17 protein-coding genes are annotated in these 25715 nt (G+C 66.3%); 7 read left to right on the top strand and 10 right to left on the bottom strand.

Translation table 11 applies throughout. The annotated features are described in order from the left end of the window. Positions 1-253 precede the first annotated feature (253 nt). On the top strand, positions 254-937 hold the full coding sequence (locus tag BDW41_RS21405) for a rhomboid family intramembrane serine protease (protein WP_074548523.1): 684 nt from the start codon (positions 254-256) through the stop codon (positions 935-937). Between the two features lie 9 nt (positions 938-946). Next, a complete protein-coding gene (locus tag BDW41_RS21400) occupies positions 947-1270 on the top strand; it encodes a DUF1820 family protein (protein WP_074548356.1) in 324 nt (107 codons plus the stop codon). A gap of 8 nt (positions 1271-1278) precedes the next feature. On the opposite strand, the gene BDW41_RS21395 is transcribed toward BDW41_RS21400, so the two are convergent. The 3 genes from BDW41_RS21395 to BDW41_RS21385 all read right to left on the bottom strand — a co-directional run bounded on the left by BDW41_RS21395 (position 1279) and on the right by BDW41_RS21385 (position 5042). After that, positions 1279-2400 carry a hypothetical protein gene (locus tag BDW41_RS21395; RefSeq protein WP_233496985.1) on the bottom strand — a complete coding sequence of 374 codons (1122 nt, stop codon included), beginning with the start codon at positions 2398-2400 and terminating at the stop codon, positions 1279-1281. 73 nt (positions 2401-2473) lie between these two features. After that, positions 2474-3196, bottom strand: a complete 723-nt coding sequence (locus BDW41_RS21390) for a glutamine amidotransferase (protein ID WP_074548358.1) — start codon at positions 3194-3196, stop codon at positions 2474-2476. A 37-nt stretch (positions 3197-3233) separates the two neighbouring features. After that, positions 3234-5042: a GspE/PulE family protein gene (locus BDW41_RS21385; protein ID WP_074548360.1), complete on the bottom strand. Its 1809-nt coding sequence runs from the start codon at positions 5040-5042 to the stop codon at positions 3234-3236. 95 nt (positions 5043-5137) lie between these two features. Between BDW41_RS21385 and glyQ the strand changes: the two genes are divergently transcribed. Then, positions 5138-6049, top strand: a complete 912-nt coding sequence (gene glyQ, locus BDW41_RS21380) for a glycine--tRNA ligase subunit alpha (RefSeq protein WP_074548362.1) — start codon at positions 5138-5140, stop codon at positions 6047-6049. Then, positions 6046-8196, top strand: a complete 2151-nt coding sequence (glyS, locus tag BDW41_RS21375) for a glycine--tRNA ligase subunit beta (protein WP_074548364.1) — start codon at positions 6046-6048, stop codon at positions 8194-8196. The genes glyQ and glyS overlap by 4 nt, the downstream gene beginning before the upstream one ends. A 74-nt stretch (positions 8197-8270) precedes the next feature. Here the strand turns inward: glyS and BDW41_RS21370 are convergent, their stop codons facing one another. Continuing rightward, on the bottom strand, positions 8271-8840 hold the full coding sequence (locus BDW41_RS21370) for a helix-turn-helix transcriptional regulator (RefSeq protein WP_074548366.1): 570 nt from the start codon (positions 8838-8840) through the stop codon (positions 8271-8273). Positions 8841-9167: 327 nt separating this feature from the next. Here BDW41_RS21370 and BDW41_RS21365 point away from each other — a divergent pair, with 327 nt between their 5' ends. Both BDW41_RS21365 and BDW41_RS21360 read left to right on the top strand, forming a co-directional pair. Beyond that, on the top strand, positions 9168-12065 hold the full coding sequence (locus BDW41_RS21365) for a TonB-dependent receptor (protein WP_074548368.1): 2898 nt from the start codon (positions 9168-9170) through the stop codon (positions 12063-12065). A gap of 267 nt (positions 12066-12332) precedes the next feature. Continuing rightward, positions 12333-13190: a YbaY family lipoprotein gene (locus BDW41_RS21360; RefSeq protein ID WP_074548370.1), complete on the top strand. Its 858-nt coding sequence runs from the start codon at positions 12333-12335 to the stop codon at positions 13188-13190. 327 nt (positions 13191-13517) lie between these two features. Here BDW41_RS21360 and BDW41_RS21355 read toward each other — a convergent pair whose 3' ends face one another. The 5 genes from BDW41_RS21355 to mnmG form a co-directional block, all read right to left on the bottom strand. Further along, positions 13518-15545 (bottom strand): autotransporter domain-containing protein, encoded by a 2028-nt coding sequence (locus BDW41_RS21355; protein WP_074548372.1) that lies wholly within the window; start codon positions 15543-15545, stop codon positions 13518-13520. Positions 15546-15913: 368 nt separating this feature from the next. Beyond that, positions 15914-18256, bottom strand: coding sequence for a Tex family protein (locus BDW41_RS21350; protein ID WP_074548374.1), 2343 nt, complete (start codon positions 18254-18256; stop codon positions 15914-15916). 92 nt (positions 18257-18348) lie between these two features. Next, on the bottom strand, positions 18349-19095 hold the full coding sequence (locus tag BDW41_RS21345; RefSeq protein WP_074548376.1) for a winged helix-turn-helix domain-containing protein: 747 nt from the start codon (positions 19093-19095) through the stop codon (positions 18349-18351). Between the two features lie 259 nt (positions 19096-19354). Then, positions 19355-20155: an RDD family protein gene (locus tag BDW41_RS21340; protein ID WP_074548378.1), complete on the bottom strand. Its 801-nt coding sequence runs from the start codon at positions 20153-20155 to the stop codon at positions 19355-19357. A 77-nt stretch (positions 20156-20232) separates the two neighbouring features. Beyond that, positions 20233-22110: a tRNA uridine-5-carboxymethylaminomethyl(34) synthesis enzyme MnmG gene (gene mnmG, locus BDW41_RS21335; RefSeq protein ID WP_074548380.1), complete on the bottom strand. Its 1878-nt coding sequence runs from the start codon at positions 22108-22110 to the stop codon at positions 20233-20235. Between the two features lie 559 nt (positions 22111-22669). On the opposite strand from mnmG, the gene BDW41_RS21330 reads away from it, so the two are divergent. Beyond that, positions 22670-22855, top strand: a complete 186-nt coding sequence (locus BDW41_RS21330; RefSeq protein ID WP_074548382.1) for a hypothetical protein — start codon at positions 22670-22672, stop codon at positions 22853-22855. A 166-nt stretch (positions 22856-23021) separates the two neighbouring features. Here the strand turns inward: BDW41_RS21330 and pepN are convergent, their stop codons facing one another. Then, a complete protein-coding gene (gene pepN, locus BDW41_RS21325; RefSeq protein WP_074548384.1) occupies positions 23022-25679 on the bottom strand; it encodes an aminopeptidase N in 2658 nt (885 codons plus the stop codon). Positions 25680-25715 lie beyond the last annotated feature (36 nt).

Genomic DNA, 25715 nt, shown 5'->3' with positions numbered 1-25715 from the left:
GATGGTAGTGTGAATCCTCATGCAAGAGTAGGTCACCGCCAGGGGCTTTATCCCTCAAACGCCTTCCCTCCAGGGAAGGCGTTTGTCTTTGCGCGGAACAAAAATATCCACGCATGCGATCTGCGTGTCGAATCGACATGCAGCGCTGCGGCCGGTTGCAATCCCGCTTCTGTTTGCGCCTCCCGGTGCGATGCGGGAAAACTTATCGCCTATGATGCGAGGCTTGTCTGCCTGCATCCTTCGGAGCGATCCCGTGTTTGTCCACGTTGAAACTCGTCGTCGCCGGCACGTGCAGTGGGCCACTGTGCTCCTGGTTGTCGTGTGCGTGATCAGTTTCGTTGGACTGGCCTTGATGCCCGCGCCCGAGCGCACGTCCATGTGGCTGGAATGGGGCACCGTGCCGGCGAACATTTTCGACCCCAAGGCACCGCTACTACCGCAGCTGCACGACCCGTCGCTGCTTCGGCTGTTTACAGCGCTTTTCATCCATCTCGCCTGGCTGCACCTGCTCGGCAACCTGCTCTTTCTGGTGATCTTTGGCTTGCCGGCCGAGCGCGCGCTGGGCTCGTTTCGTTTCCTGTTGCTGTTTGTGGTCGGCGGCATGGTGGCCAACCTGGTGGGCGCCCTGTCGCTGGTGGGCGTGCGTTCGCCGATCATCGGATGCAGCGGAGCCGTGTCCGCCGTACTGGGCACGTATATCGCGCTCTTTCCGCGGGCCCGCCTGGGACTGGTGCTGCCGCTGGGCTTTTATCTGGAATTCGTGCGCGTGCCGGCCTTTCTGCTGATCGGCATCTGGATCCTGCTGCAACTGCTCTTCAGCTACGTGGGCCCCAGCTACGGCGCGGTGGTCTGGTGGACGCACATCGCCGGCTTCCTGTTTGGCCTGGTGTTCGCCCTGTTCTCGCGGGACGCCATCGCCCGCCGGCTGCGCGGCTAAAATAAGCGCATGCGCAACAAGAAACTCTACAAGGTCACCTTCCTGCACCTGGGCAAGTGCTACGAGCTCTATGCCCGGCACGTGGCATCCAGCGGTCTTTGGGGCTTCACCGAGGTCGGTGAGCTGGTGTTCGAGCCGGTCGGTGAAGGTCTGCTGGTCGATCCCACGGAAGAGAAGCTGCGCGAAGAGTTCAAGGACACACGCGTGCTTCACCTGCCCATGCAGTCGGTCGTCCGCATCGAGGAAGTCGAAAGCAAGGGGACACTGGTGATTCGCGATGCCAGTGATGGCCAGAAGATCACCCCTTTCCCCATGCCTCCCCGGAGTCGTTGACGCGGTCGCTATACGTGCCGGACCACGGCAATCACGATTTCCAGCACGATCAGCGCAATGATCGCCAGCTCGAGCAGTTCGCCTCGCTTGCTTGAGGCCTCTTCATAGAGCGCCGCGTAGCTGTCGCGAATGATGGACAGCTTGCGATCCACCGCCTTGCTGACATGGGAAACGCGGAACAGATCGAGCGCCGCCGCGTACACGCGCGCAAGGTAAACGTCCTCGGTGACCTGAAGCGCGTTGTCCACTTTCTCGGTGATCTCCGTGACCTCTGCCACCAGCGTGTAGAGATGACGGGCGAGGTCCGCGTAGCGACGCGCCGCCAGCGGGTTCGCGACATGATGCGTAGCCTCCACCAGGTCGTACATGCGCGGCAGCTCGGCATCGAGCAGTTCGTCGTAGTAGCGAAGTTCGAGCAACTGCGCGTTGGCGACCTCGAGCACGTCGACCACGTCCGAGTCGTCGCGGGGTTCATAGATGAAGGCGCGATCCCACGTGAGTATCGCTAGGTCGTCGGTGTAATAGGAGAAACGCTGCCGCAGCAGCTCCTGTCGCGCCTGTTCCGAAAGCGGCCTGGATTCACCGGCGAGTACGGGGACGAGGTCGAGGTCGTCGTGCAAGGTCGCGGTGCTGGTCACCCCTTCGAGCGAGTGCACCAGTCCCAGCAGATAGTCTTCCTGCAGGGACGCCTGATTGGGCCTCAACAAGGCCGGCCGCATGATGCCGGTGATCTGCACCACCAATCGGTTCCACAGGTCGGTGCCTGAGGCGATGCCCAGCGCGGAATCCACGGCGTTGATGCGCGCGGCGAAGTCCAGCCAGGTCAGATCACCTGCGGGAACACGGATGGAAAAGGCCGCGACGCCAAACTCGTAGAGTCGCGCCAGAGCGGTGGCCTGCAATGTCTGCCCGGCAATCTCGACCTGCAGGGTTCCCAGCGTGAGCTCCACCGGTGGCACGCCAAAGCTCATCGCCTTGGGCGGCGCCGTGGTCAACCGGCTGCGCGCAGCCGCGGTACGCGCCTGCTGCGCCCACAAGGACTCCGCCGCGGTAAGGTCGATCGCATCGGCGATATCGACCAGGCGCATCGCGATCACGGACGCGCTGTGCACATGCGGTTGTCGTCCCATGATCCCTGTCCGTGCGGCGGCGCCGAGCTTGGCGCCCACGCTGCGATTCTAGTCAGGGCCCGTGACAGTCACGTCAGTCGCGGGCGAGCCCATGATGCCGCGAGAACTGCCGGAACAACCGACGCGCAAGCGGCGTGGGCGCCACCTGACGGAAGGTGTGGTGCAGATCGAACCCTTCGCGCTTCATGTCGTGCTGCTTGCGATGGATGTAGGCGCGCATCACGTCCGCGTTGAACTCCGGATGGAACTGCGCGCTCATCGCGTTCTTGCCATAGCGAACCAGATGGTTGGGATCGCGATCGGAACTTGCCAGCACCGTCGTGCCCTTGGGCAGTTCCAGCACGCTCTGTTCGTGCGTGGCATGCGCGCGGAAACTGGCCGGCAACGCACTCGCCAGCGGATCGTTCTTCGCGGCATCGAGCATGTTCAGCGATACCGTGCCGATTTCGCGGCCACCGGGCAGGTAGTCGACGCGACCGCCGAGTGCATGGGACATCAACTGGTGTCCGTAGCACACACCGAACAACGGCAGCTCCAGGTCCATCGCATCGCGAATCCAACCCGCCGTGCGTTCGCTCCAAGGGGCGCGCTCGGTGACCATGGCGGCCGATCCCGTGATCAGCGCGCCGGCCACCTCGTTTGCGGCGGGCAAGGCTTCGCCGGCTTCCACATCGATCACGCGGATGCGTTCGGGGGAAAGCTGTGCGCCAAGGCGGAACCAGTGAGGGAAATCACCGTGACGTGCGCGGATGGGCTGGGGTGCGCGACCGGTGCGGATGATCAGGACAGGCTTCATGCGATACGACAGTGGAAGGTGGAAGGATCAGGCCGCCTCAGACGGCGCCATGTTCAATCGGAGGAATCACGTGCAGCACTTCCTGCACCGTCGTGACGCCGCGCGCCACTTGCGCGGCGGCCGAAATGCGCAAGGGCTGCATGCCTTCGGCCAGGGCCGCGTGGCCGAAATGTCCCAGGTCCAGTTGCGCGGAAATCAGGCCGCGCAGGCGTGCGGAAAGCGGCAGCATCTCGTAGATGCCGGTGCGGCCCATGAAGCCGGTATTGCGGCATTCCAGGCAGCCGACTGGCTTGAAGACCTTCTGTGGCAACGGCACCGTCCAGCCATGCGTGAGCGCAGTCCACTCGTGCGGATCCTGCTCGGTTTCCTGCTTGCAATGCGGGCACAGCGTGCGCACCAGTCGCTGTGCGACCACGCCCGTCAGCGTGGACTGGATCAGGTAGTGGGGCACGCCCAGATCGAGCAGTCGCGTGATCGCGCTGGGCGCGTCGTTGGTGTGCAGGGTCGACAGCACGAGATGGCCGGTAAGCGAAGCCTGCACCGCCATCTGCGCGGTTTCCAGGTCGCGGATTTCGCCCACCATGATGATGTCCGGGTCCTGGCGCAGCAGCGTGCGCACGCCCATCGCGAAATCCAGGTCGATCGCCGGTTGCACCTGCATCTGGTTGAACTCGGGGCTGACCATTTCGATCGGGTCTTCCACCGTGCACACGTTCAACTCGGGCGTGGCGAGGTGCTTGAGCGTGGAATACAGCGTAGTGGTCTTGCCCGAACCGGTGGGACCGGTCACCAGCACGATGCCGTGGGGACGCTCCACCATCGAACGCCACGAGGCGTCTTCTTCCGCGGAGAAGCCGAGCTGCGAGAAATCCTTGGCGACGATGTCCGGGTCGAAGATACGCATGACCACCTTCTCGCCGAACGCGGTCGGCATGGTGGAGATACGCAGTTCCACCTCGCGGCCGCCGGCGGAGCGCGTCTTGATGCGGCCATCCTGCGGCCGGTGCTTTTCGGCCACGTCCATGCGCGAGAGGATCTTGATGCGCGCCGTCACCGCGGTCATCACCGGCGGCGGCAATTCAAAGACCTTGTGCATCACGCCGTCGATGCGGAAGCGCATCAGGCCGGCGTCGCGGCGCGGCTCCAGATGGATGTCCGACGCGCGTTGCTCGAACGCGTATTGCAGCAGCCAGTCGACGATGTGCACGACGTGGCGGTCGTCCGCGCCGACTTCGCCGCTCTTGCCCAGCTCCAGCAGCTGCTCGAAGTTGAGGATGCCCGAGGGCGTACCCTGGCCCTTGGCATCCTGCGCCAGCTGGATGGAGCGCTGCACGCCGTAGAACTCGGCCAGGTAGCGGTTGATGTCGATCGGGTTGGACACCACGCGCTTCACGTCGCGCCGGATCATGTGCGACAGGTCCGCCGCCCAGCCGTTGTCGAACGGCTCGCAGGTAGCGAACGTCACCTCGCCCGGCGCCACGGCCACGGGCAGGATGCGATGGCGCTCGGCGTAGGCGCGGCTGACCACCTGGGTTACCGAGGCCACGTTGATCTTCATCGGGTCGATCTTCAGGTACGGCAGCTGGGCGTGGCGGGCCAGCCATTCGGTCAGCGCCTCCAGGCTCAGCGGGCGGCCGGGATCGCGCTGGTTGGGCAGCTTGGCGTTGGCCACCAGCACCAGCGGATGCAGTTCCACCGTGCTGCGCCCGCTGCGGTTGCCCATGCGGACCTGCTTGGCGTCCTCGGCCAGCAGATAGCCATCGACCACCAGCGTGGCCAGCATGTCGTCGAGCACCAGCCGGTTATGGCGGCCGAGCAGGGACACGGATTGCGGTGAAGCGGCCATGCGGCGATCTCTCCGGTAGGCATTTACCGCCGGAATCCAGCGAAGAATGCGGTCCCGGCTATACTAACCCGCTTTATCGAAGCCCACGGAAAGCCATGTCCGCGCGCACCTTCCAGGATGTGATCCAGACCCTCAACCGCTACTGGGCGGCCCAGGGTTGTGTCTTGCTGCAGCCCCTCGACACCGAGGTCGGCGCCGGCACCTTCCACCCCGCCACCTTCCTGCGTTCGCTCGGTCCCGAGCCGTGGGCGGCGGCCTATGTGCAGCCTTCGCGCCGTCCCACGGACGGCCGCTACGGCGAGAACCCCAACCGCCTGCAGCATTACTATCAGTACCAGGTGGTGATGAAGCCCAATCCCGACAACATCCTGGACCTGTACATCGGTTCGCTGAAGGAGCTGGGCCTGGACCCGCTGGTCCACGACCTGCGCTTCGTCGAGGACAACTGGGAATCCCCCACGCTGGGCGCCTGGGGCCTGGGCTGGGAAGTCTGGCTCAACGGCATGGAGGTGACCCAGTTCACCTACTTCCAGCAGGCCGGCGGCCTGGAGTGCCGTCCCGTGACCGGCGAGATCACCTACGGTCTCGAGCGCCTGGCCATGTACCTGCAGAACGTGGACAACGTCTACGACCTGGTGTGGACCGAAGGTCCGCACGGCACCGTAACCTACGGCGACGTGTTCCACCAGAACGAAGTGGAGCAGAGCACCTATAACTTCGAGCACGCCAACGTGCCGGAACTGCTGCACTGGTTCGACGTGTGCGAGGGCGAGGCGAACAAGCTGATCGCCGTGGGCCTGCCCCTACCGGCCTACGAGCAGGTGATGAAGGCCAGCCACACCTTCAACCTGCTCGACGCGCGCCGCGCCATCAGCGTCACCGAACGCCAGCGCTACATCCTGCGCGTGCGCACGCTGGCCCGCGCGGTGGCCGAGGCGTATGTCGCGCAACGTGAAAAGCTCGGCTTCCCGGGCCTGAAGAAGAACCTCAAGGAGCAGGCTGCATGAGCGCCGCCACCAAGCCGCTGTTGATCGAACTGGGCACCGAGGAACTGCCGCCCAAGGCGCTGGACGAACTGGCCGCCGCCTTCCTGCGCGGCATCTGCGACGGGCTGGCCAAACGCGGCGTGGAAGCCGGCCTGGACGAAGCGAAGCTGTACGCGTCGCCGCGCCGTTTGGCCGTCCATATCCCCGCGGTGGCGGTGAACCAGCCGGAGCAGAACCTCGAGCGCCGCGGCCCCGCGGTGAACGCCGCGCTGGATGCGAACGGCCAGCCGAGCAAGGCCCTGCAAGGCTTTGCGCAGTCGTGCGGCGTTACCGTCGAGCAGCTGGAAAAACTGGAAACCGACAAGGGTTCGTGGTTCGTGTTCCGCGCGGTAAAGCCTGGCCAGCCGGTGGCGGCCCTGCTGCCCGAGATCGTGGACGAGGCGCTCAAGGGCCTGCCCGTCCCCAAGCCCATGCGCTGGGGCGATCACGACTACACCTTTGTGCGTCCCGCGCACTGGTTGGTGATGCTGCACGGTTCGGACATCGTCGATGGCTCCGTGCTGGGCCTGACCAGCGGGCGCAAGTCGCGCGGCCATCGCTTCATGCATACGCAGCCGGTACACGTGGCCGATGCCGACAGCTGGCTCGATGCGATGACCGCCGCAAACGTGCTGGCCGATCCGGCCGAGCGCCGCCAGAAGATCCGCGACGAAGTGGCCCGCGCCGCAAAGGAAACCGGCGGCGTGCCGCAGCTCGACAACGCGCTGCTCGATGAAATCGCCAACCTCACCGAGTGGCCGGTGGCCATCGCGTGCACCTTCGATCGCGAGTTCCTTGCCGTGCCGCCGGAAGCCCTGGTCACCACCATGGAGACCAACCAGAAGTTCGTTCCCGTGTTCGACGCGAACGGCAAGCTCACCGAGCACTTCATCGGCATTGCGAACATCCAGAGCAAGCAGCCCTCGGAAATCCGCAAGGGCTACGAGCGCGTGATCCGTCCGCGCTTCGCCGATGCCAAGTTCTTCTGGGACGAAGACCTCAAGGCGCCGCTGGCCAGCTACCAGGACCAGCTCAAGAACGTCACCTACCAGCAGTCGCTGGGCAGCCTGTGGGACAAGAGCGTGCGCGCGGCCGAGCTGGCCCGCATCATCGCCGGCCGGGTGGGCGTGGACGCCGGCGCGGCCACGCGTGCGGCATCGCTCAGCAAGTGCGACCTGCTCACCCGCATGGTCGGCGAATTCCCCGAACTGCAGGGCGTGATGGGCCGTTACTACGCCGCGCACCACGGCGAACCGGCCGACGTGTCCGACGCGCTGGACAGCTACTACCAGCCCCGTTTCGCTGGCGATGCCATCGCCGCCGGCAAGGTGGGCCAGGTGCTTGCCGTGGCCGATCGCCTGGACACGCTGGCCGGCATCTTCGCCGTGGGCCTCAAGCCCAGCGGCAACAAGGATCCGTTCGCCTTGCGCCGCGCCGCGCTCGGCCTGGCCCGCACCCTGGTGGAAGGCGGCCTGGAACTGGACCTGCGCGGCAGCTTTGTCGAAGCGCTGGAGCTGCTACCCGAAGCCGCACTCGCCGCCGGCCTCAAGCCGGGCAAGGACGGCAAGGCGCCGGCCCTCGATGCCGGCAAGCGCCGCGCCGCGCTGGCCGACGAGCTGGTGGAGTTCGTGCTCGATCGCCTGCGCGGCTACTACGCCGAGCAGGGCTTCACCACCGAGCAGTTCGAGGCGGTACTGGCGGTGTCGCCGTCCAGTCTGGTCGATTTCGATCGCCGCCTGCGCGCGGTGGGCGAATTTGGCCGCCGGCCGGAAGCCTTGAGCCTGGCCGCCGCCAACAAGCGCGTCGCCAACATCCTGCGCAAGCAGGCCGAGGAAGCGGATGCGGCCCCGGTCGGCACCTCGGTGGATCCGGCGCACTTCGAGGCCGACGCCGAACGTGCACTGCACGCCGCGCTCGATGCGGCCCGCGCCGATACCGTGGCACCGCTGCAGGCCGGCGATTACGCCGCCGTGCTGACGCGCCTCGCGCAGTTGCAGGCGCCGGTGGATGCCTTCTTCGACAGCGTGCTGGTGAACGCGGACAACCCGGCGGTGCGCGCCAACCGACTGGCCCTGCTGGGCCAGCTCAAGGCGCAGTTCGGCGCCATCGCGGACATCGCCCGCCTGTAACGACGGGCCTTCGGACAAAAAAACGGCAGCCTTTGGGCTGCCGTTTTTTTATGCCTTGAGCAACGGCCCGCGCCTTACGCGATGGCCTGACGGCCGCGCTTCACGCGCTCGTGCAGGCGCTGGTTGAACGCCACCATCGCCGCCGCGTCGACGTCGTTGCCGCCGGGACCCAGGATTTCGTACAGGTCGGCCAGCATGTCGGCGTTGTCCGCCAGGGTCAGGCGGCTCTCGGCCAGGTCGAGTTCCGACTGCAGGATGCGCAGCGCCGTGTTCAGGCGGCTGGGATCCATCGCCATGCCGCTGGCATGCAGGGTGTCCGCCGCCGTGCGCAGCTTGGAGCGGTGGCGGTTGGCCGACGCCTCGGCATTGGGCAGGTCCTCGCCCGACGCCATGGCATCGGTGGTCTGGATGGTGCCCTCGCCAGCCACCAGCCACACCAGGGAAATCCCCAGGGTCTTGGCCAGCGTGACGCAACGCGCACGCGACGGATCCGTGTTGCCGTCGCGCCAGCTGCGCACGACGCCCTCGGAGAACCCGCACATGCGTGCGATCTCGGTGACGCTGCCCACCCGCTGGATCAGCACTTTGATGCGATCGGCAAAGGTGGATGAAGACTCGTTGGTCGAAATTTTCTGCATGTTCATCGCATTTTCCTGGCGGATGGCGACTTGTGAGTGGGAGCGTGGCCCGAAAAACCGGATATCACCGTGAAACGCGTGTTACGAAAGCGTTGACATCCGCAAGAATTTTCCCATAAGGTCGTAATTTCTTGGTAGTGGGAGCTCACAAAGAGCAACTTCTACCGAGACCAAGAACGCAATGGTTGCGATTTGGTGATCACGAATGCGCCGGCTTGTTCAGCTGGCAGACAGCAAGTTCTGAGGTGCAACGCCATCGGAACCTGCCACTTGCATAGCAAGACGGCCTTTTTGGCATCGGTTGGGGCCGGTGCCGTTACTGGGGAGAAAAACATGCAGTTCCGCAAGAAAGTTGACAATAAACTTACGGTCGCCGTTCGTCTGGCGTTGTCCGTAGGTACTCTCGCCGTGGCGCTGCCCGCTTTTGCGCAGGACGCCAACCCGGCCGAAGTCAAAAAGCTGGAAACCATCACGGTGACCGGTTCGCGCATCCGCAGCGTGGACGTGGAAACCTCCAAGCCCGTCTTCACCATGACCCAGGCCGACATCCAGAAGACCGGCCTGGTCAACGTGGGCGACATCCTGCAGAACCTGACCGTCGCAGGCTCGCCCACCTTCAGCAAGGCCAGCGTGCTGACCTCGAACTCGGAAGAGGGCGGCCAGTACATCAACATGCGCAACCTCGGTGAGAACCGCACGCTGGTGCTGGTCAACGGCAAGCGCTGGGCCACGAGCCTGGACGGCTACACCGACATGTCCACCATCCCGGCCTCGCTGATCGAGCGCATCGACGTGCTGAAGGACGGCGCCTCGGCCGTGTACGGCACCGACGCCATCGCCGGCGTGGTCAACATCATTCTGAAGGACCACTACAACGGCGCCGAAGCCAGCGCCTACGTGGGCGAGAACGACGGCAACGACGGCACCAAGCAGGCCTATTCGTTCACCCTCGGCAGCACGAACGAGAAGACCTCGCTCATGTTCAACGCTTCCTATAACAAGGAAGAGGCGATCTGGGCGAAGTCCCGCGAGATCACGCGCTACACCTACGGCCCGAACCACTCCGAGGACGGCCTGAGCGGTACCGGCCCGTGGGGCCGTTACCTGCTGGTGTCGCCGACCGGCGGCCCGAGCGGCAGCAGCCATGTGCTGAACCACACCGGTTCCTGGGATGGCGTGGGCGTGGGCGAAGATTCGCGCCTGCCGTCCAGCTACCACACCGGCGTGCGCTTCCCGGACGACTACTACAACCCGACCGACCAGATGATGTGGTCGCCGAAGAACGAGCTGAAGACGATCTTCGCCTCGGGCAGCCACCACTTCAACGACTACGTCACGTTCAAGACGAACGCGATGTACGCCGAGCGCGACAACACCCGCCAGGTCGCCGGCTATCCGCTCAACAGCCTGAGCCAGCCGACGCATCCGGTCTACATCAGCGGCCAGAGCTACTACAACCCGCAGCCGGGCAAGAACCTGTTCTTCTACCGCCGCACGATCGAAATCCCCCGCATCACCGACGCCAACGTGAAGCAGTACCACTGGGACGCCGGCCTCGAAGGCGCATTTGAAATCGGCAAGCGCACCTGGAACTGGGATGTCGGCTTCGACTACAACAAGTACGACTACACCGAAACGAACACCGGCAACCTCAACCTGCTGAACCTCACGCAGGCGCTGGGCCCGTCGTTCCTCAACAGCAGCGGCGTGGTTCAGTGCGGTACCGCCGCCAACCCGATCGCGCTGGGCCAGTGCGTGCCATTCAACATCCTGGGTGGTCCGAGCGCCTCCACGCCCGAAGCCCTGGCCTACATCAACGCCCGCGGCCAGAGCACCCAGCAGAGCCTGACGCGCGACTACACGGCCAACATCACCGGTGGCCTGTTCGACCTGCCGGCGGGTGAAGTGGCGCTCGCGGCGGGTTACGAGCACCGCCAGATCTCCGGCTACGACCGTCCGGACCAGCTGTCCGCTTCGGGCTGGTCGACCGATCTGTCCGGTGGTGGCACCAACGCCAAGTACCACACGGATGAGTTCTATCTCGAGCTCAACGTGCCGATCCTGCGCGACCTGCCGGGTGCCCGTGAACTGTCGGTGGACATCGCCAGCCGCTACTCGGACTTCAGCAACTTCGGCAACACCACCAACAACAAGTACAGCGTGCTGTGGAAGCCGATCGACGACCTGATGGTCCGCGCCACCTTCGCCAAGGGCTTCCGCGCGCCGACGCTGGGCGACACCTTCGGCGGTGGTTCGCAGACGTTCGACTACTACACCGATCCTTGCGACGCGAAGTTCGGTTCGGCGGCGAGCAACCCGTCGGTGGCGGCGGCGTGCCGCGCTGCGGGTGTGCCGGCCAATTTCCGCCAGACCAACTCGGCGGGCACGGCCATCACCGCGCCGAACACGCAGGGCACCTCGCCGTTCAACGCGGGCGTGGGTAACGCCAACCTGGTGCCGGAAACCAGCCTTGGCCGCACCGCCGGCTTCGTCTACAGCCCGTCGTGGGTGCCGGGCCTGGACGTCTCGCTGGATTACTACGACATCCGCATCGTCCAGCAGATCACCGCCGTCAGCGCGAACTACGTGCTGAACCAGTGCTATGTCAGCGACGTGGAGAAGTTCTGCAACGACTTCCAGCGTGATCCGGTGACCCATGCGGTGATCAACCTCAACCGCGGCAACCTCAACCTGGGCTCGCTGCGTACCTCGGGCTACGACCTGGGCGTGCACTATCGCCTGCCGGAATTCGGCTATGGCAAGTTCGCCATCAACCTCGACTCCAACTACCTGAAGTCCTATGACGAGCGCAGCACGTCCGCGTCCGACGTCATCGGCTATGCCGGCCAGTGGAGCTACCCGCGCAACCGCGCCAACCTGGGCGTGGACTGGAGCATGAACGAGTGGGGCGCGACCTGGAACATGCGCTACTACGGTGCCTTCCGCGACCAGTGCTGGGACCAGGACGCGAAGATCGAGTGTAACCAGCCGAACTACGAGGCTCCGGGCTGGAGCGGCATCGGCGCGAACCGCAAGGGTGCGAGCACCTACCACGACGTGCAGGTCCGTTACTCGCTGCCGTGGAAGGGCACCATCTCCTTCGGCGTGCGCAACCTGTTCGACAAGCAGCCGACGATCACCTACTCCGTCAACAACAGCAGCACGGCGAAGCTCGATCCGGTGCTCGACATCGATCGTTACATGTACCTGCAGTACAACCAGAAGTTCTAAGCGTTACCCACCCGAAAGGTGGTTCAGGCCGGGAGCCCCTCAGGGGCTCCCGGTACTTTTTTTGAAAGCTCCGTTGCGCCATGCCCCCGGGCCGAAGGCCCGCAAACGCCCGCCACGCATGAACCGCGGCGTACGCAGGCGCATGGTTCAGGCTTTTACAAGCCCTGCCTTTTGGGCTATGGTGAAAGCTTCCCCCGTGTAGAGTCGAGGCGTGTTGGGCGCCTGTTGGTTCTCGCGCTAAGCCCTGACTATCGATAGAGGTTTCCCATGCGCCGTCTTGTTTGGTCGCTGATGTCGGTCGCCGCCCTGGCTCTCGCCGGCTGCGGCAATTCTTCCCCGTCGTCCGAAGGTGGCGCTGAAGGTGGCAATGCCGCCCAGACGCCGGCCCAGGCCAACCAGATCACCGGCCAGGTCGCCCTGCGCGATGCCGCCGACGTGTCGCCCGCCGCGAAGCTCGACCTGACCCTAGTCGACGTGTCCACGCCGGACGCCGCCCCGCTGGCCACCAAGACCGTCCAGCCGGCCAACACCCTGCCGATCTCGTTCCAGGTGCCGTTCAACCCGGCCGACGTGAACCCCAATGGCCTGTACGTGCTCAAGGCCGTGCTGACCGATGGCGACCGCAAGTACACCCCGCCGCTGCAGACCCAGGTGCTGACCAAGGGCGCACCGATGCAGGTGAACATCCAGCTCGTGGCCGAGCAGACCGCCGGCGAAAAGGAACTGGCCGCCTTCACCGCCGTGCAGAAGCAGATCGGCGGCATGAAGATCAGCTCCGGCACCAAGCTGGAAGACAAGGTCTCGCGCGGCTGGCAGGTGTTCCGCGAAGCCGGTGAAGTGAAGTTCATCCGCGAAGAAGTCGACTACGGCGACAAGGGCTTCACCAGCACCGACTTCGCCTACAAGGACGGCAAGCCGTGGGTGGTCGTGCAGCAGAAGAAGTCCAGCAAGGACGCCAAGCCGACCTCGACCGAGCGCGCCGCGTGGACGGCCGACGGCAACCTGGTGCTGAAGACCAACGACCAGGGCGGCAAGAGCTCGCCGCTGTCCGACGACGAAGCGGCCAGCCTGCAGAAGCAGGCGCAGACCATCCTGGGCCTGGCGACGAACGGCAAGGGCAAGTAAGCCCTCGCGGTATCCGGATACGAAAAAGCCGTCCACGAAAGTGGGCGGCTTTTTTCTTGCCCGGCGTTTGGGCGTATGGACGTCCAAACGGTGGATGTCCGGCTGCGCTCCCTCTCCCCTCCGGGTGCGCGGGGAGCAGCCTTGGATGGCTGCGGCTTTGAGGAGCGAGGAGAGGGCTGGGGTGAGGGGCGGGGTTCGCCCCACTGTTTCATCCTTCAGCCGTCACTCCTGCCAACACCGGCGTGCCGTTACCAAGCACATCGCCGCAAGGCCAAAGAAAAAGCCGCCCGCTCGCGCGGACGGCTTTCTGCCAAACCAGCTCAGACCTTAGAAGGCGTACTTCATGCCCAGGTTGATGCTGTTGTACTTCTGGCTGTTGTCGCCGAACCGGCCGCTGTAGCCCAGCCAGCCGCTCAGTGCCTGGTTGAACTGCGCGCTCAGGCCGATGTCGCCGGTGCCCCAGGACTTGTCCGGCGTGAAGCCGACCAGGGCGAACGAGCCCTGCATGCCGTTGAGGCCGGCGGTGACTTCGCGCGGGTCCGCCTTGCTGTCGTGGTTCCAGGCCAGTTCGGCGTAGGGCTTGAGCAGGGTGTTGCCGGCCTGCCACTGGCCTTCCAGGCGCCAGCCCAGGGTGGACACCTGCGAATCGCGCTGCTGGCTGCCGAACCACATGGCGGTGCTGTCGCTGCCGGATTCGTTGAAGCTGTTGACCTTGACCGTCTGCCATTCGAACGTCGCGAACGGACCGGTGCGCAGCGTGTTGATGTCGAACCAGTAGCCGCCGGTGATGCCGCCGCCGACATGGTTGCCGTCCGCCTTGGCGTTCTCGGTGCGCAGCAGGGCGCCGAGCTGGATCTTGCGCTCGATGTCGGAGAAGTTGTCCTGGCCGAAATCGACGTAGCCGCCGACGTAGGCGCCGCCCTGATGCCAGTTCAGGTAGCCCAGGCCGGACACGTCCTGCAGCTTGTAGCCGCCGCCGCCGGAGTAGTCGGCGTTGTGCTGGCCGACGTTCAAGGCCACGCCGCCCGACCAGTTGTCGCTGAAGCGCACGTCGGCGCCCAGGGTCAGGTTGACGTTGTTGCTCTTGGTGCGCGGCGAGCCGGCGCTGGCGTCGAAGCGCTGGTCGCCGTAGTCGACGTTGGCGAACAGGCGGGTGTCGCTACCCTGGCCGTCGGCCAGCATCTGGTTGCGGATGGCGCGGTTCTGGGCCTGGATCGAGGCCAGCGGCGCTTCCGCCAGCAGCGAGGCGTAGCCCGGCGCGCTGAGGATGGACACCACGTACTGGCCCAGCATCACGTCGGCCGCGGTGGTCGGGTGCACGCCGTCGGCGAACAGGTAGGTCTGGTTGGCGCCCGCCGCATAGGTGTAGGGCAGGCCCGAACCCTGCGGGCCGCACTGCACGGAGCTGGAACCCACGCCGCAGGCTTCGTTGGTGACATTGGTGAAGCCGAAGGCGCCCGGGTTGGCGATCGCCTCGTTGAGCAGGCTGTAGGTGTCGACCGGCACGATGCCCTTGCCGAGCTGGCCCAGGCCCGCGTTCAGCACGCCGTTGAACACCAGGCTCAGGCTGGTGAGCGCGGAGGCGGCGCTGGCGCCCTGCTCGGCGGCCGACGGGGTCAGGCCGATGTTGGGCAGGTTGAACACCAGGATGTTCTTGGCACCGGCGGCCTGCATCTGGCCGATCAGCTTCACTTCCTGCTGGGCGGCGGCGGCGATGGAGGCGGAAGCCTGGTCGGCGGTCATGAAGCCGGAAACGCCGGCCTTGGCGAGCACGGCCTGGGTCACCTGCGCCGTCACCTGCTGGGTGATGGCCGGGGTCATGGCCGCGATCTGCGCAGGGGTGTACAGGCCGGACGCCGAGAGCTGGGCAATCGTGGCGGTCACGTTCTGCTGGATCAGCTGCTGCGCGGTCGCACCGGCGCCGGCGGCCGTGGCGGCATAGAAGATGTCATTGGCGCCGCCCCAGATGGAGTACAGCGACTTGCTGTCGAACTTACCGCCCGCGAGGTAGGCGTTCACCTGGGTGGTGATGGTCGGCACGGCCGAGGGCGTGCCCGGCGAATTGGTCAGCACGCCGGCGCCACCCCAGGCGTAGTCGGTGCCGCCCGCCAGCGAGGCGGTGAGCATGTAGCCATAGTGGCTGGCCACGTTCTGCACGGTCACCGCGCCCGGATTGGTGGTGAACTCCAGCGGCGGCTGGATGGCCGGGTTGGTGGCCAGGGAAATGTTGCCGGCATCGCTCAGGCTGTCGCCGAACACGACGACGCTGTTGAACTGGGACTGGGCGGCGAAGGCCGGGGAGCTGATCAGCAGCGCGGCGGCAATGGCGCCGGCGATAGTGCGAGTACGGGGCATGTCGGTAACACTCCTTGGACCGGGCGGTTCTTTGTTATCACCTCGTTACGTTAATGCATGCCCATACGTCAGCGCATGCTGCGCCGCACCGCGAGAGGGGCGGCCACTGGCAAGGAGGGTACAAAGGTAGGGAAGGGCTCAATCCTCCATGATGGGAAGGCCCGTAGAGCCCGTTCCCGGTCTCTCGTCGGCGCCCATTTCCCCTCACCGTCATTCCGGCGCAGGCCGGAATCCAGTGACGTAAGCGCTCGGTTATTGCGTGCCATCAAAGCATTGAGCTTTCGGCAAAAACCGAGCCGTGGGGCCACTGGATTCCGGCCTGCGCCGGAATGACGAGTGTGTGCAGGTCGAAGGGATCGAGTAGACGCCTAGCGCTTCAACGCCTTCGAGAAGGCATCAGCGAACGCGCTGTTGCCTGGCGCCGGCGCCTGCTTGGGCGCGCCGCCACCGGGACGCGGGCCGCGGTTGTCGCGCTGGCCGCCGCGGGCGTCGTTGCCGCCGCCCGGGCGGGCGCCGCGCGCCTGCTGGCCCGGTTCGTCGTCCAGGCGCATGGACAGGCCGATGCGCTGGCGGGGCAGGTCGACCTCCATCACCTTCACCTTGACGATGTCGCCGGCCTTCACCGCGTCGCGCGGGTCCTTCACGAAGGTGTGCGAGAGCGCCGAGACGTGGACCAGGCCGTCCTGGTGCACGCCGATGTCCACGAACGCACCGAACGCCGCCACGTTCGTCACGCGGCCTTCCAGCACCATGCCGGGGCGCAGGTCCTTCAGGTCTTCCACGCCCTCGGCGAAGCTCGGCGCCACGAATTCCGGGCGCGGGTCGCGGCCGGGCTTCTCCAGCTCCTTGAGGATGTCGCGCACCGTGGGCACGCCGAAGGTCTCGTCGGTGAACTGCTCGGGCTTGAGGCCGCGCAGGAAGGTGATGTCGCCGATGATGGAACGCACCTCGCGGCCACACTGGGCGATGATGCGCTCGACCACCGGATACGCTTCCGGGTGCACCGCGCTCATGTCCAGCGGATTGTCGCCGTTGGGCACGCGCAGGAAGCCCGCGCACTGCTCGAACGCCTTGTCGCCCAGGCGCGGCACCTTGAGCAGCGCCTTGCGGTTGGCGAACGGGCCGTTGGCATCGCGGTGCTTCACCACATTCTCCGCCACGCTGGCGGAAAGGCCGGCGACGCGCGAGAGCAGGGCGGCGGAAGCAGTGTTCACGTCCACGCCGACGGCGTTCACGCAGTCCTCGACCTTCGCGTCGAGCGCGCGCGCGAGCTTCACTTGGTTCACGTCGTGCTGGTACTGCCCCACGCCGATCGCCTTGGGTTCGATCTTCACCAGCTCCGCGAGCGGATCCTGCAGGCGGCGCGCGATGGACACCGCGCCGCGCAGGCTCACGTCCAGGTCGGGAAATTCCTTGGCCGCCGTCTCCGACGCCGAATACACCGACGCGCCCGCCTCGCTCACCACGATCTTCGAGAGCTTGTGCTCCGGATGCGTCTTGGCCAGGCCCTTGATCAGCTCACCGGCCAGCTTGTCGGTTTCGCGCGAGGCCGTACCGTTGCCGATCGCGATCAGGTCCACGCTGTGCTTCTGGCACAGCCGCGCCAGTGCGGCCAGCGATTCGTTCCACTGCCGGCGTGGCTCGTGGGGATAGATAGTATCGGTGGCGAGCAGCTTGCCGGTGGCGTCGACCACGGCCACCTTCACGCCGGTGCGGATGCCTGGGTCCAGGCCCATCACGTTCTTGGCGCCGGCCGGCGCGGCCAGCATGAGGTCCTTGAGGTTGTCGCCGAACACGCGGATGGCTTCGTCCTCGGCGCCTTCGCGCACGCGGCCGAACAAGTCCAGCGTGAGATGCAGGTGCAGCTTCACGCGCCAGGTCAGGCGCACCGTTTCGCGCAGCCACGCGTCGGCCGGGCGGCCGCGATCCACGATGCCGGCATGCGCGGCCACGCGGCCTTCGCCTTCGAGGTGGCCCTGCTCCGCGTCCAGCGCGGGCGCGAGTTCCAGCTCGATGATGCCTTCGTTGCGCGCGCGCATGAGCGCGAGCAGGCGGTGCGAGGGAATCTTGCCGATCGGTTCCATGTGATCGAAGTAGTCGCGGAACTTCGCGCCTTCGTTTTCCTTGCCCTCGACCACTTTCGCGCGGATCTGGCCCTTGTCCCATAGCCAGTCGCGCAGTTCGCCGAGCAGGCCGGCGTCTTCGGCGATGCTCTCCATCAGGATCGCGCGCGCGCCATCGAGCGCGGCGCGCACGTCGGGCACGCCCTTGTCGGCATCGACGAACGACGCGGCCAGCGCCTCGGGCGACTGCGTGGGATCCTCGCGCAGGCCCGTGGCCAGCGGCTCCAGGCCGGCCTCGCGCGCGATCTGCGCCTTGGTGCGGCGCTTGGGCTTGTACGGCAGGTACAGGTCTTCCAGGCGCGCCTTGGTGTCGGCGGAAAGAATGTCGTTCTTCAACGCATCGGTGAGCTTGCCCTGTTCCTCGACGCTGGCGAGGATCGCGCCGCGGCGTTCTTCCAGCTCGCGCAGATAGCGCAGGCGCTCTTCCAGCAGGCGCAACTGCGTGTCGTCGAGACCGCCGGTGGCTTCCTTGCGGTAGCGCGCGATGAACGGCACGGTGGCGCCGCCGTCGAGCAATTCCACCGCGGCGTGGACCTGGTCGGGCTTGGCGGCGATGTCCTGGGCAATACGTTGTTCGATGCTGAGCATGAGGCTGAAACGATTCCTGAGCGTTCGACAAGGCGCCGATGGCTCGCGGATGAGCCGTCGGGCCGTCGATCATAGCAAGTCGGCGCCCGCGCCTACTGGCGCGCCGCGGGAGCCTGTTCAGGGCGCAGCGCCAGGTAGCCGGCGGCATGCAGTTCGCCGGGCGTGCCGTCGCGATCGCCGGGATACTCCGTGGCAACACGGCGGTAGCGCGGAACGTGGCGCGGATGAAGCGGACGCATCTCCGGCTCATGCGCCACCGGCATCACCGCGAGCGCGGGCCGCGGCGTGATCGGCGACTCGGAGGAGTGGCCATTGGGCGCGCGCCACAGGTGCATGGCCGCGAGCACGGCGACGATCACCGCCAGCGTGATGGCAGCCGCCAACCAGTGTTTTTGCGGAGATGGCCGCGGTGCGGACGGCTGCGGCGGTTCTGGCGCGGAAGCCAGGTCGTCGTTGCTCGCCACTTCCGGCATCGGCTCGTTCGCCGGCGCCGCGGCGGATGGCATCCGGTGCACGTCGCCGATGAAGCGATAACCCAGGCTGTGCACGGTGGCGATGTAGCGCGGTTGCGTGGCGCAGTCGCCGAGCGCGTGGCGCAACTGCGAGATCACGCGCGTGAGCACGCCGGGCGTGACGTGCCGATGTCCCCACGCCGCATCGAGCAGGGTGTCCTTGCCGACGACTTCGCCGGCCTGCTGCAGCAGGACCACCAGCACCGCATAAGCCTTGGGCTCCACGGAAATCGACGTGCCCGCTCGTTCGAGACGATGCGCGCGCGGCTCGACGACGATGTCGTCGCACTGGTAAATCCAGCCGCAATCGGGGTGGGATTGGGCCATGACCTTGTCTGGTGCGCGGCCCCCTGTTCGACAAGCATGCGCTTCTTGCGCTGCGGATCGCATCCGCCATAGGTCATAACGGCATGCGCATGCACGACGTATGTCTGCGGACAGATCGATGTCATGGCCACGCGCACTGCTCGCCATGTTTCATGCGCGTTGCGTGCGCTACGCGTGCGTGAACATCATGTTGCCGCAACGTCAGCGCCGCCCTGCACCGGGGCGGCGCGTTTTCAGACTTTGGAATTTCCGCGCGACCTCACGCGTTGAACGAGCCGTTGCCCTGGTCGTCGGGGCGCCGTGCATTCGTCGCGGCGACATCCTTGGCGCGGCCGTTGAGCACCAGCGTCTGCGCGAGCATGTCGTGCAGGCCTTGCTTGCGCTGCGTCCACGCCACCATCAGGAAGCCGAAGCCGAGCGTGAAGCCGCTGAGGATCTTGGCGAAATAGCGGCCCGTGGCGCGCCCGAAACCGATGCGCTTGCCATCGATGTCGGTGACGCGGATGCCCAGTGCGAGCTTGCCCACGGTGCCCTGCCATGCCGAGCTCTCGCACCACGCGAAGTACAGCCACGAGATGACCGTCTGTGCGATCAGCGCGGGCCACAGTGCATGGAAATAGGCGTCCAGCGCCTGCAGCGCCAGTTGCGGATCGTCGCCCGCGGCGAGCTTCGCCTGCAGGTACGCCTCGGCGGCCTTGTTCGCGCCCAGCATGCTGCTCAGCACGGTGTTGGGAATCCACAGCACCAGCGCGTCGAGGATGTAGGCGGCCACGCGCTTCCAGAAGCCGGCGTAGTCGTCCACCGCGCCGACGGCGCCGCCCTGCGAAATGCCGGAAGCCGTGGCGTTCGTGTACGGCGGAACCGGCGGCGCGGGCGACAGCGCGGGTGGTTCGGCGCTGCGCTCCTCGGGGAACAGTGTCGACAGCGGCGCCCAATCGGCCATGCCTTCGTACCAGCCCAGGTCATCGGGGCTGACCTGGCCGCTGCGCAGCCATTGGCGCACGTCGACTTCCTTGTACGGGCCGTGCCGTTCGCCGTCCCGACCGATCCAGACTTCCATGGTGTACTCCGCGATGAAACGTCAGGCCCGCATGATGCCATGCGGGCGTGGCGTCTTGGTGTACGGAAGGGAGGGAATCAGGCGGCGTCGCGGCGCTTGAGGTGCACCAGCAGCAGCGAGATCGCCGCGGGCGTGACGCCGCTGATGCGCGCGGCCTGGCCGATGGTTTCCGGCATCACGCGCTTGAGCTTCAGCAGCACCTCGGCGGAAAGCCCACGCACCTTGTCGTAGTCGAAGCTGGTGGGGATCGCGGTCTGCTCGTGGCGGCGCTGGCGCTCGATCTCTTCGCGCTGGCGCTCGAGGTAACCGGCGTACTTGGTCTGCACCTCCACCTGGGCGGCGACGTCGCCGTTGTCCACGGCGGGGCCGATGCCGGTCACGCGGGTCAGCGTCGCGTAGTCGACCTCAGGCCGGCGCAGCAGGTCGAGCGCGCTGGTCTCGCGGCTCAGCGCGATGCCCAGCTCCTGCGCGATGGTGGCGCCCAGCGGGTTGGCGGGCGCGGCCCAGATGGCGCCGAGCCGCTGCACCTCGCGTTCCACCGCGTCGCGCTTGGCGCGCAGCGCGTCGTAGCGCGCCTGCGGCACCACGCCCAGGCGATGGCCGGTTTCGGTAAGGCGCAGGTCCGCGTTGTCCTCGCGCAGTTGCAGGCGATATTCCGCGCGCGAGGTGAACATGCGGTACGGCTCGATGGTGCCGTTGCTGGTGAGGTCGTCGATCAGCACGCCGATGTACGCCTCGTCGCGGCGCGGATACCACGGCGCCTTGCCCTGCACGGCCAGCGCGGCGTTGAGGCCCGCGATCAGGCCCTGCGCGCCGGCCTCCTCGTAGCCGGTGGTGCCGTTGATCTGGCCCGCGAAATACAGGCCCGGAATGGCCTTGGTCTCCAGCCACGGATGCAGACCGCGCGGATCGAAGTAGTCGTACTCGATCGCGTAGCCCGGACGCGTGATGTGCGCCCGCTCGAAGCCCTTGATCGAATGCACCAGGGCCAGCTGCACGTCGTACGGCAGCGAGGTGGAGATGCCGTTGGGATACACCTCGAACGTGTCCAGCCCTTCCGGCTCGATGAAGATCTGGTGCGAGCTCTTCTCCGCGAAGCGCACCACCTTGTCCTCGATGGACGGGCAGTAGCGCGGGCCCACGCCCTCGATCTGGCCGCTGTACAGCGGCGAGCGGTCCAGCGAATTGCGGATCAGCTCGTGCGTGTGCTCGCTGGTGTGGGTGATCCAGCAGCTGACCTGGCGCGGGTGTTCATCGCGCGAACCCAGGTAGGAGAACACCGGCGCGGGATCATCGCCCGGCTGCTCTTCCAGGCCGGTGAAGTCGATGCTGCGCAGGTCGATGCGCGGGGGCGTGCCGGTCTTCAGGCGATCGGCGGCCACCGGCAGCTCGCGCAGCTTCTGAGCCAGCGTGCTGGCGGGCGGGTCGCCGGCGCGGCCGCCGGCGTACTGCGCCGGGCCGATGTGGATCTTGCCGGCCAGGAAGGTGCCGGCGGTCAGCACCACCGCGCGGGCGCGGAAGGCCAGGCCCATCTGCGTCACCACGCCGGTGACGCGGCCGCCTTCCAGGATCAGGTCGTCCACCGCTTGCTGGAACAGCTCCAGGTTCGGCTGGGTTTCCACCATCCGGCGGATGGCCGCCTTGTACAGCGCGCGGTCGGCCTGGCAGCGCGTGGCGCGCACGGCCGGGCCCTTGGAGGCATTGAGGGTGCGCCACTGGATGCCGGCCAGGTCGGCCGCGTGCGCCATGGCGCCGCCCAGGGCGTCGATCTCCTTGACCAGATGGCCCTTGCCGATGCCGCCAATGGCCGGGTTGCAGCTCATCTGGCCGATGGTTTCGATGTTGTGGCTCAGCAGCAGCGTGCGCGCGCCCGTGCGCGCCGAGGCAAGCGCGGCCTCGGTGCCGGCGTGGCCGCCGCCGACCACGATCACGTCGTAATGAGTGGGATGAAGCATAAGGAAACTGCCCCGGAAGCGCAGGTTTGGACCTATCTGGACGCTAATGGTACCGCCGTTACGGCGCTCCGGCCGTTGGCACGCTTTCTGCTTTACCTACCGTGCACTTTCCACGGGCAGAAGCTGCGCTTCGATGCGCGCCGAGATCGAACGACAGGGGTTCGATCGCGTGCCGGGGAGAGGAAGCAAGAAGGCGCCCCTCGGGGCGCCTTCGCCTTTTCTGAGCCTTGAAGCATGGCTTCAAGCGCCCTGTATAAGATCTGGCGCCCGGCGGTCTCAGGAACAGGGGGAATCCAGGATGACCGTGTTGCCGGGCGCCAGAAACCGAAAATGGTCGCTGGCAGCATTTGCTGCGTTGCGTGGGTTGGATAGTTACGCCTGACGCGTGAACGTGAAGTGACTAAAACGCCTGTTTGTGCCGAGAGTTGGCACCTCGTGACGCACAGCGTCAATCCGTGATCCAGTCGAAAAATGAATGTGATGACCATCACGTTGCTGGCACGTCCGTTGCTTCGATATCCCTGCCAGACAAGGCAACGGTTTTCGGGGGACGTATGTCATGGAACTCAGCGTCGATTTCCAACCGGTTTACCAGCACCACGATCTGCTGATCGAACTTGGCCGCGTCGAGATGGCCATGGATCATCTGGAAGAACGCAGCGAGAGCGAACGCCAGGCCTTGCGCCCGCGCCTGCTCTCGCGACTGGACCGACTGCGCGACGAACTGGCGCGCCTGGAGGTCTAGCCGTTGCCCTCGCAACGGCTGGCGTGAGCGGACGTCCGAGGGGTCGGATGTCCGTGTGTAAAGCAAGTCTGCTTCATCAAGGTACTTCCTCTCGTTGAAACGAATTACGCCCGGGTGCCCCGTCCAAGGACGGGACGCACTCGGGCGTCTCTTTATCGATGGGTTCTCAGCCGTGCTGCATGCTGCGCACGATCTCGCCGAGATTGCGCGAGAGATCCGGCTGCGCGGCGAGCGCGTCGATGGCGGCCCGTGCCGCGGCGTGGCGGGTGGGCTCCAGTCGTTGCCAGCCGTTGAAGGCCGTGGCGAGCCGCGCGGCCACCTGCGGATTGAGCGCATCCAGTTGCTTCAAGCGCTCGGCCAGCAGGCGATAGCCGCTGCCATCCGCGCGATGGAAGCCGTCCGGGTTGCCGCGTGCCCACGCACCGAGCAGTGCGTTGACGCGATTGGGATTCTTGAGCGTGAAGGCGCTGTCCTGTTCCAGCACCTGCACGCGCTCAAGCACGGCCTCCGCCGGCAGTTGCGTCTGCACCGAGAACCACTTGTCCATCGCCAGCGGATTGTCGGCATAGCGCTCGCGGAAGTGCAGCAGCGCGGCGTGCGCCTGCGGCGCGTTGCCCCGCACCAGCACCGACAGCGCCGCGAGGCGGTCGGTCATGCTCGGTGCGTTGTCGTATTGCAGGGTGGCGAGCGTGTGCGCGCCCCACGGGTCGATGCTCACAATCAGGTCCAGCACGCGCCGCTTCAAGCGGCGACGCGCCTGGCTGGAGGCGTCGAGTTCACGGTTGGTATGCGCCGCCAGCGCGTCGTAGCGCTGCTGCAACGTTTCGCGCCCGATGCGCAGCGCAAGATGCTCCTGCAGTTTCAGGCGCAGCGCATGCACATGCGAGGGATCCACCACGCGCTCGCGCTCGGCCAGTTCGATCTCGCCCGGCGGCGTGAGCAGATCCGCCAGCAGCGCATCGTCGATGGCCGCGTCGCCGAACAGCGCCGCCAGGGCCTGGCACCAGGCGTCCAGCGCCTCGGTGGTATCGCCGTCGCGCAGATTGTCGAACGCGCGCGCGGCCAGCTGCTGGCCGGCTTCCCAGCGGTTGAAGCCATCCACGTCATGACGCAGCAGCAGCGCCAGTTCGTCGGGCGAATAGTTGCACTCCAGGATCACCGGCGCGGAAAACCCACGCAGCAACGACGGCACCGGTGCGCTGTCCACGTTGTGGAACACGAACGACTGTTCCGCCTGGTCCAGCACCACCACGCGTTCCGCCTCGCCGGATGCATCGCTGGGCACATTCGCCAAGTTCAGCGGCAGCATGCGGCCGCTGCGATCGAACAGCGCGAGCTTCACCGGGATCGGCAGCGCGTGCTTGGTCGGCTGGTTGGGCGTGGGCGCGGTGTGCTGGGACAGCGTGAGCGTGTAGGTGCGTTGCGCGGCGTCATGGCGACCGCGCGCGCTCAGGCGCGGCGTGCCGGCCTGCGCATACCACGCAAGATACGGCGTGAGGTCGATGCCGTTGGCTTCGCCCAGCGCGCCGAGGAAATCCTCCAGCGTGGCCGCGCGGCCGTCGTAGCGCGAGAAATACAGGTCCATGCCGCGGCGAAAACCGTCGCGTCCGAGTCGACCCGCCACCATGCGCACCAGTTCCGAACCCTTCTCGTAGACGGTGGCGGTGTAGAAATTGTTGATCTCGCTGTACTGCGCGGGCCGCACCGGATGCGCCAGCGGACCGGCGTCTTCCGGGAACTGCGCGCGGCGCAGCAGGGCCACATCTTCGATGCGCTTGAGCGGCGCGGAGTTCATGTCCGCCGAAAACTGCTGCTCGCGGAAAACGGTGAGGCCCTCTTTCAGCGACAACTGGAACCAGTCGCGGCAGGTCACGCGGTTGCCGCTCCAGTTGTGGAAATACTCGTGCGCCACCACCGCTTCCACGGCACGGTATTCGTCGTCCGTGCTCGAATCGGGATCGGCCAGCAGATACTTCGCGTTGAAGATGTTGAGGCCCTTGTTCTCCATCGCACCCATGTTGAAATCGTGCGTGGCGACCACGTGGAACACGTCCAGGTCGTACTCGCGCCCGTAGGTCTGCTCGTCCCAGCGCATGGAGCGCTCCAGCGCATCCATCGCGTAGGCGCAACGGTCGATGGCGTCGGCTTCGGCCCAGATCACCAACCGCACCTTGCGCCCGCTGCCGGTGACGTAGTCGCGCTCGATCTTCTGCAGGCGTCCGGCCACCAGTGCGAACAGGTAACTCGGCTTGGGATGCGGGTCGACAAAGCGAGCCCAGTGGCGGCCGCCATCCAGCTCGCCGCTGCCATCGGGATTGCCGCCGGCCAGCAGCACCGGGAACCGCTCGCGGTCGGCGCGCAGCGTCACCGTGTAGCTGGCGAGCACGTCCGGTCGATCCGGAAAGAAGGTGATGTGGCGGAAGCCCTCCGCCTCGCACTGCGTCAGCAGAAAGCCCGCCTCGCGCGAACCGGACAGGTACAGGCCCTCCAGCGCGGTATTGGCGGCCGGACGCACGCGCACACGCGTTTCCAGCACGCTGCCGTCGCGCGCGCCATCCACTTCCAGCACCTGATCCGCATAACGCCACGCGGTGGCGGGAAGCGGCTGGCCGTCCAGCGCGATCGAGAGCAGCTCCAGGCCTTCGCCATCCAGCCGCAGCGGCGCCTGCTGCGCGGGATCGCGCTGCAGCTGCAGCCGCGCGGTGACCTCGCTGCTGTCGATGCCCAGATCGAAGGCCAGATCCACCTGGGCCACGCGCCAGGCGGGCGCGCGGTAGTCGCTGAGCCGGATCAGGGGAGAGGACGTGTCGTTGCGTTGGGTCATGGGGCGGGCCAGAACTGCGGAAGCAAAAGAAGACTC

Origin of the sequence: Dyella sp. AtDHG13, from assembly GCF_003201105.1 — a bacterium.
Lineage (GTDB): Bacteria > Pseudomonadota > Gammaproteobacteria > Xanthomonadales > Rhodanobacteraceae > Dyella > Dyella jiangningensis_B.
This window is presented reverse-complemented; position numbering and strand designations above follow the sequence as displayed.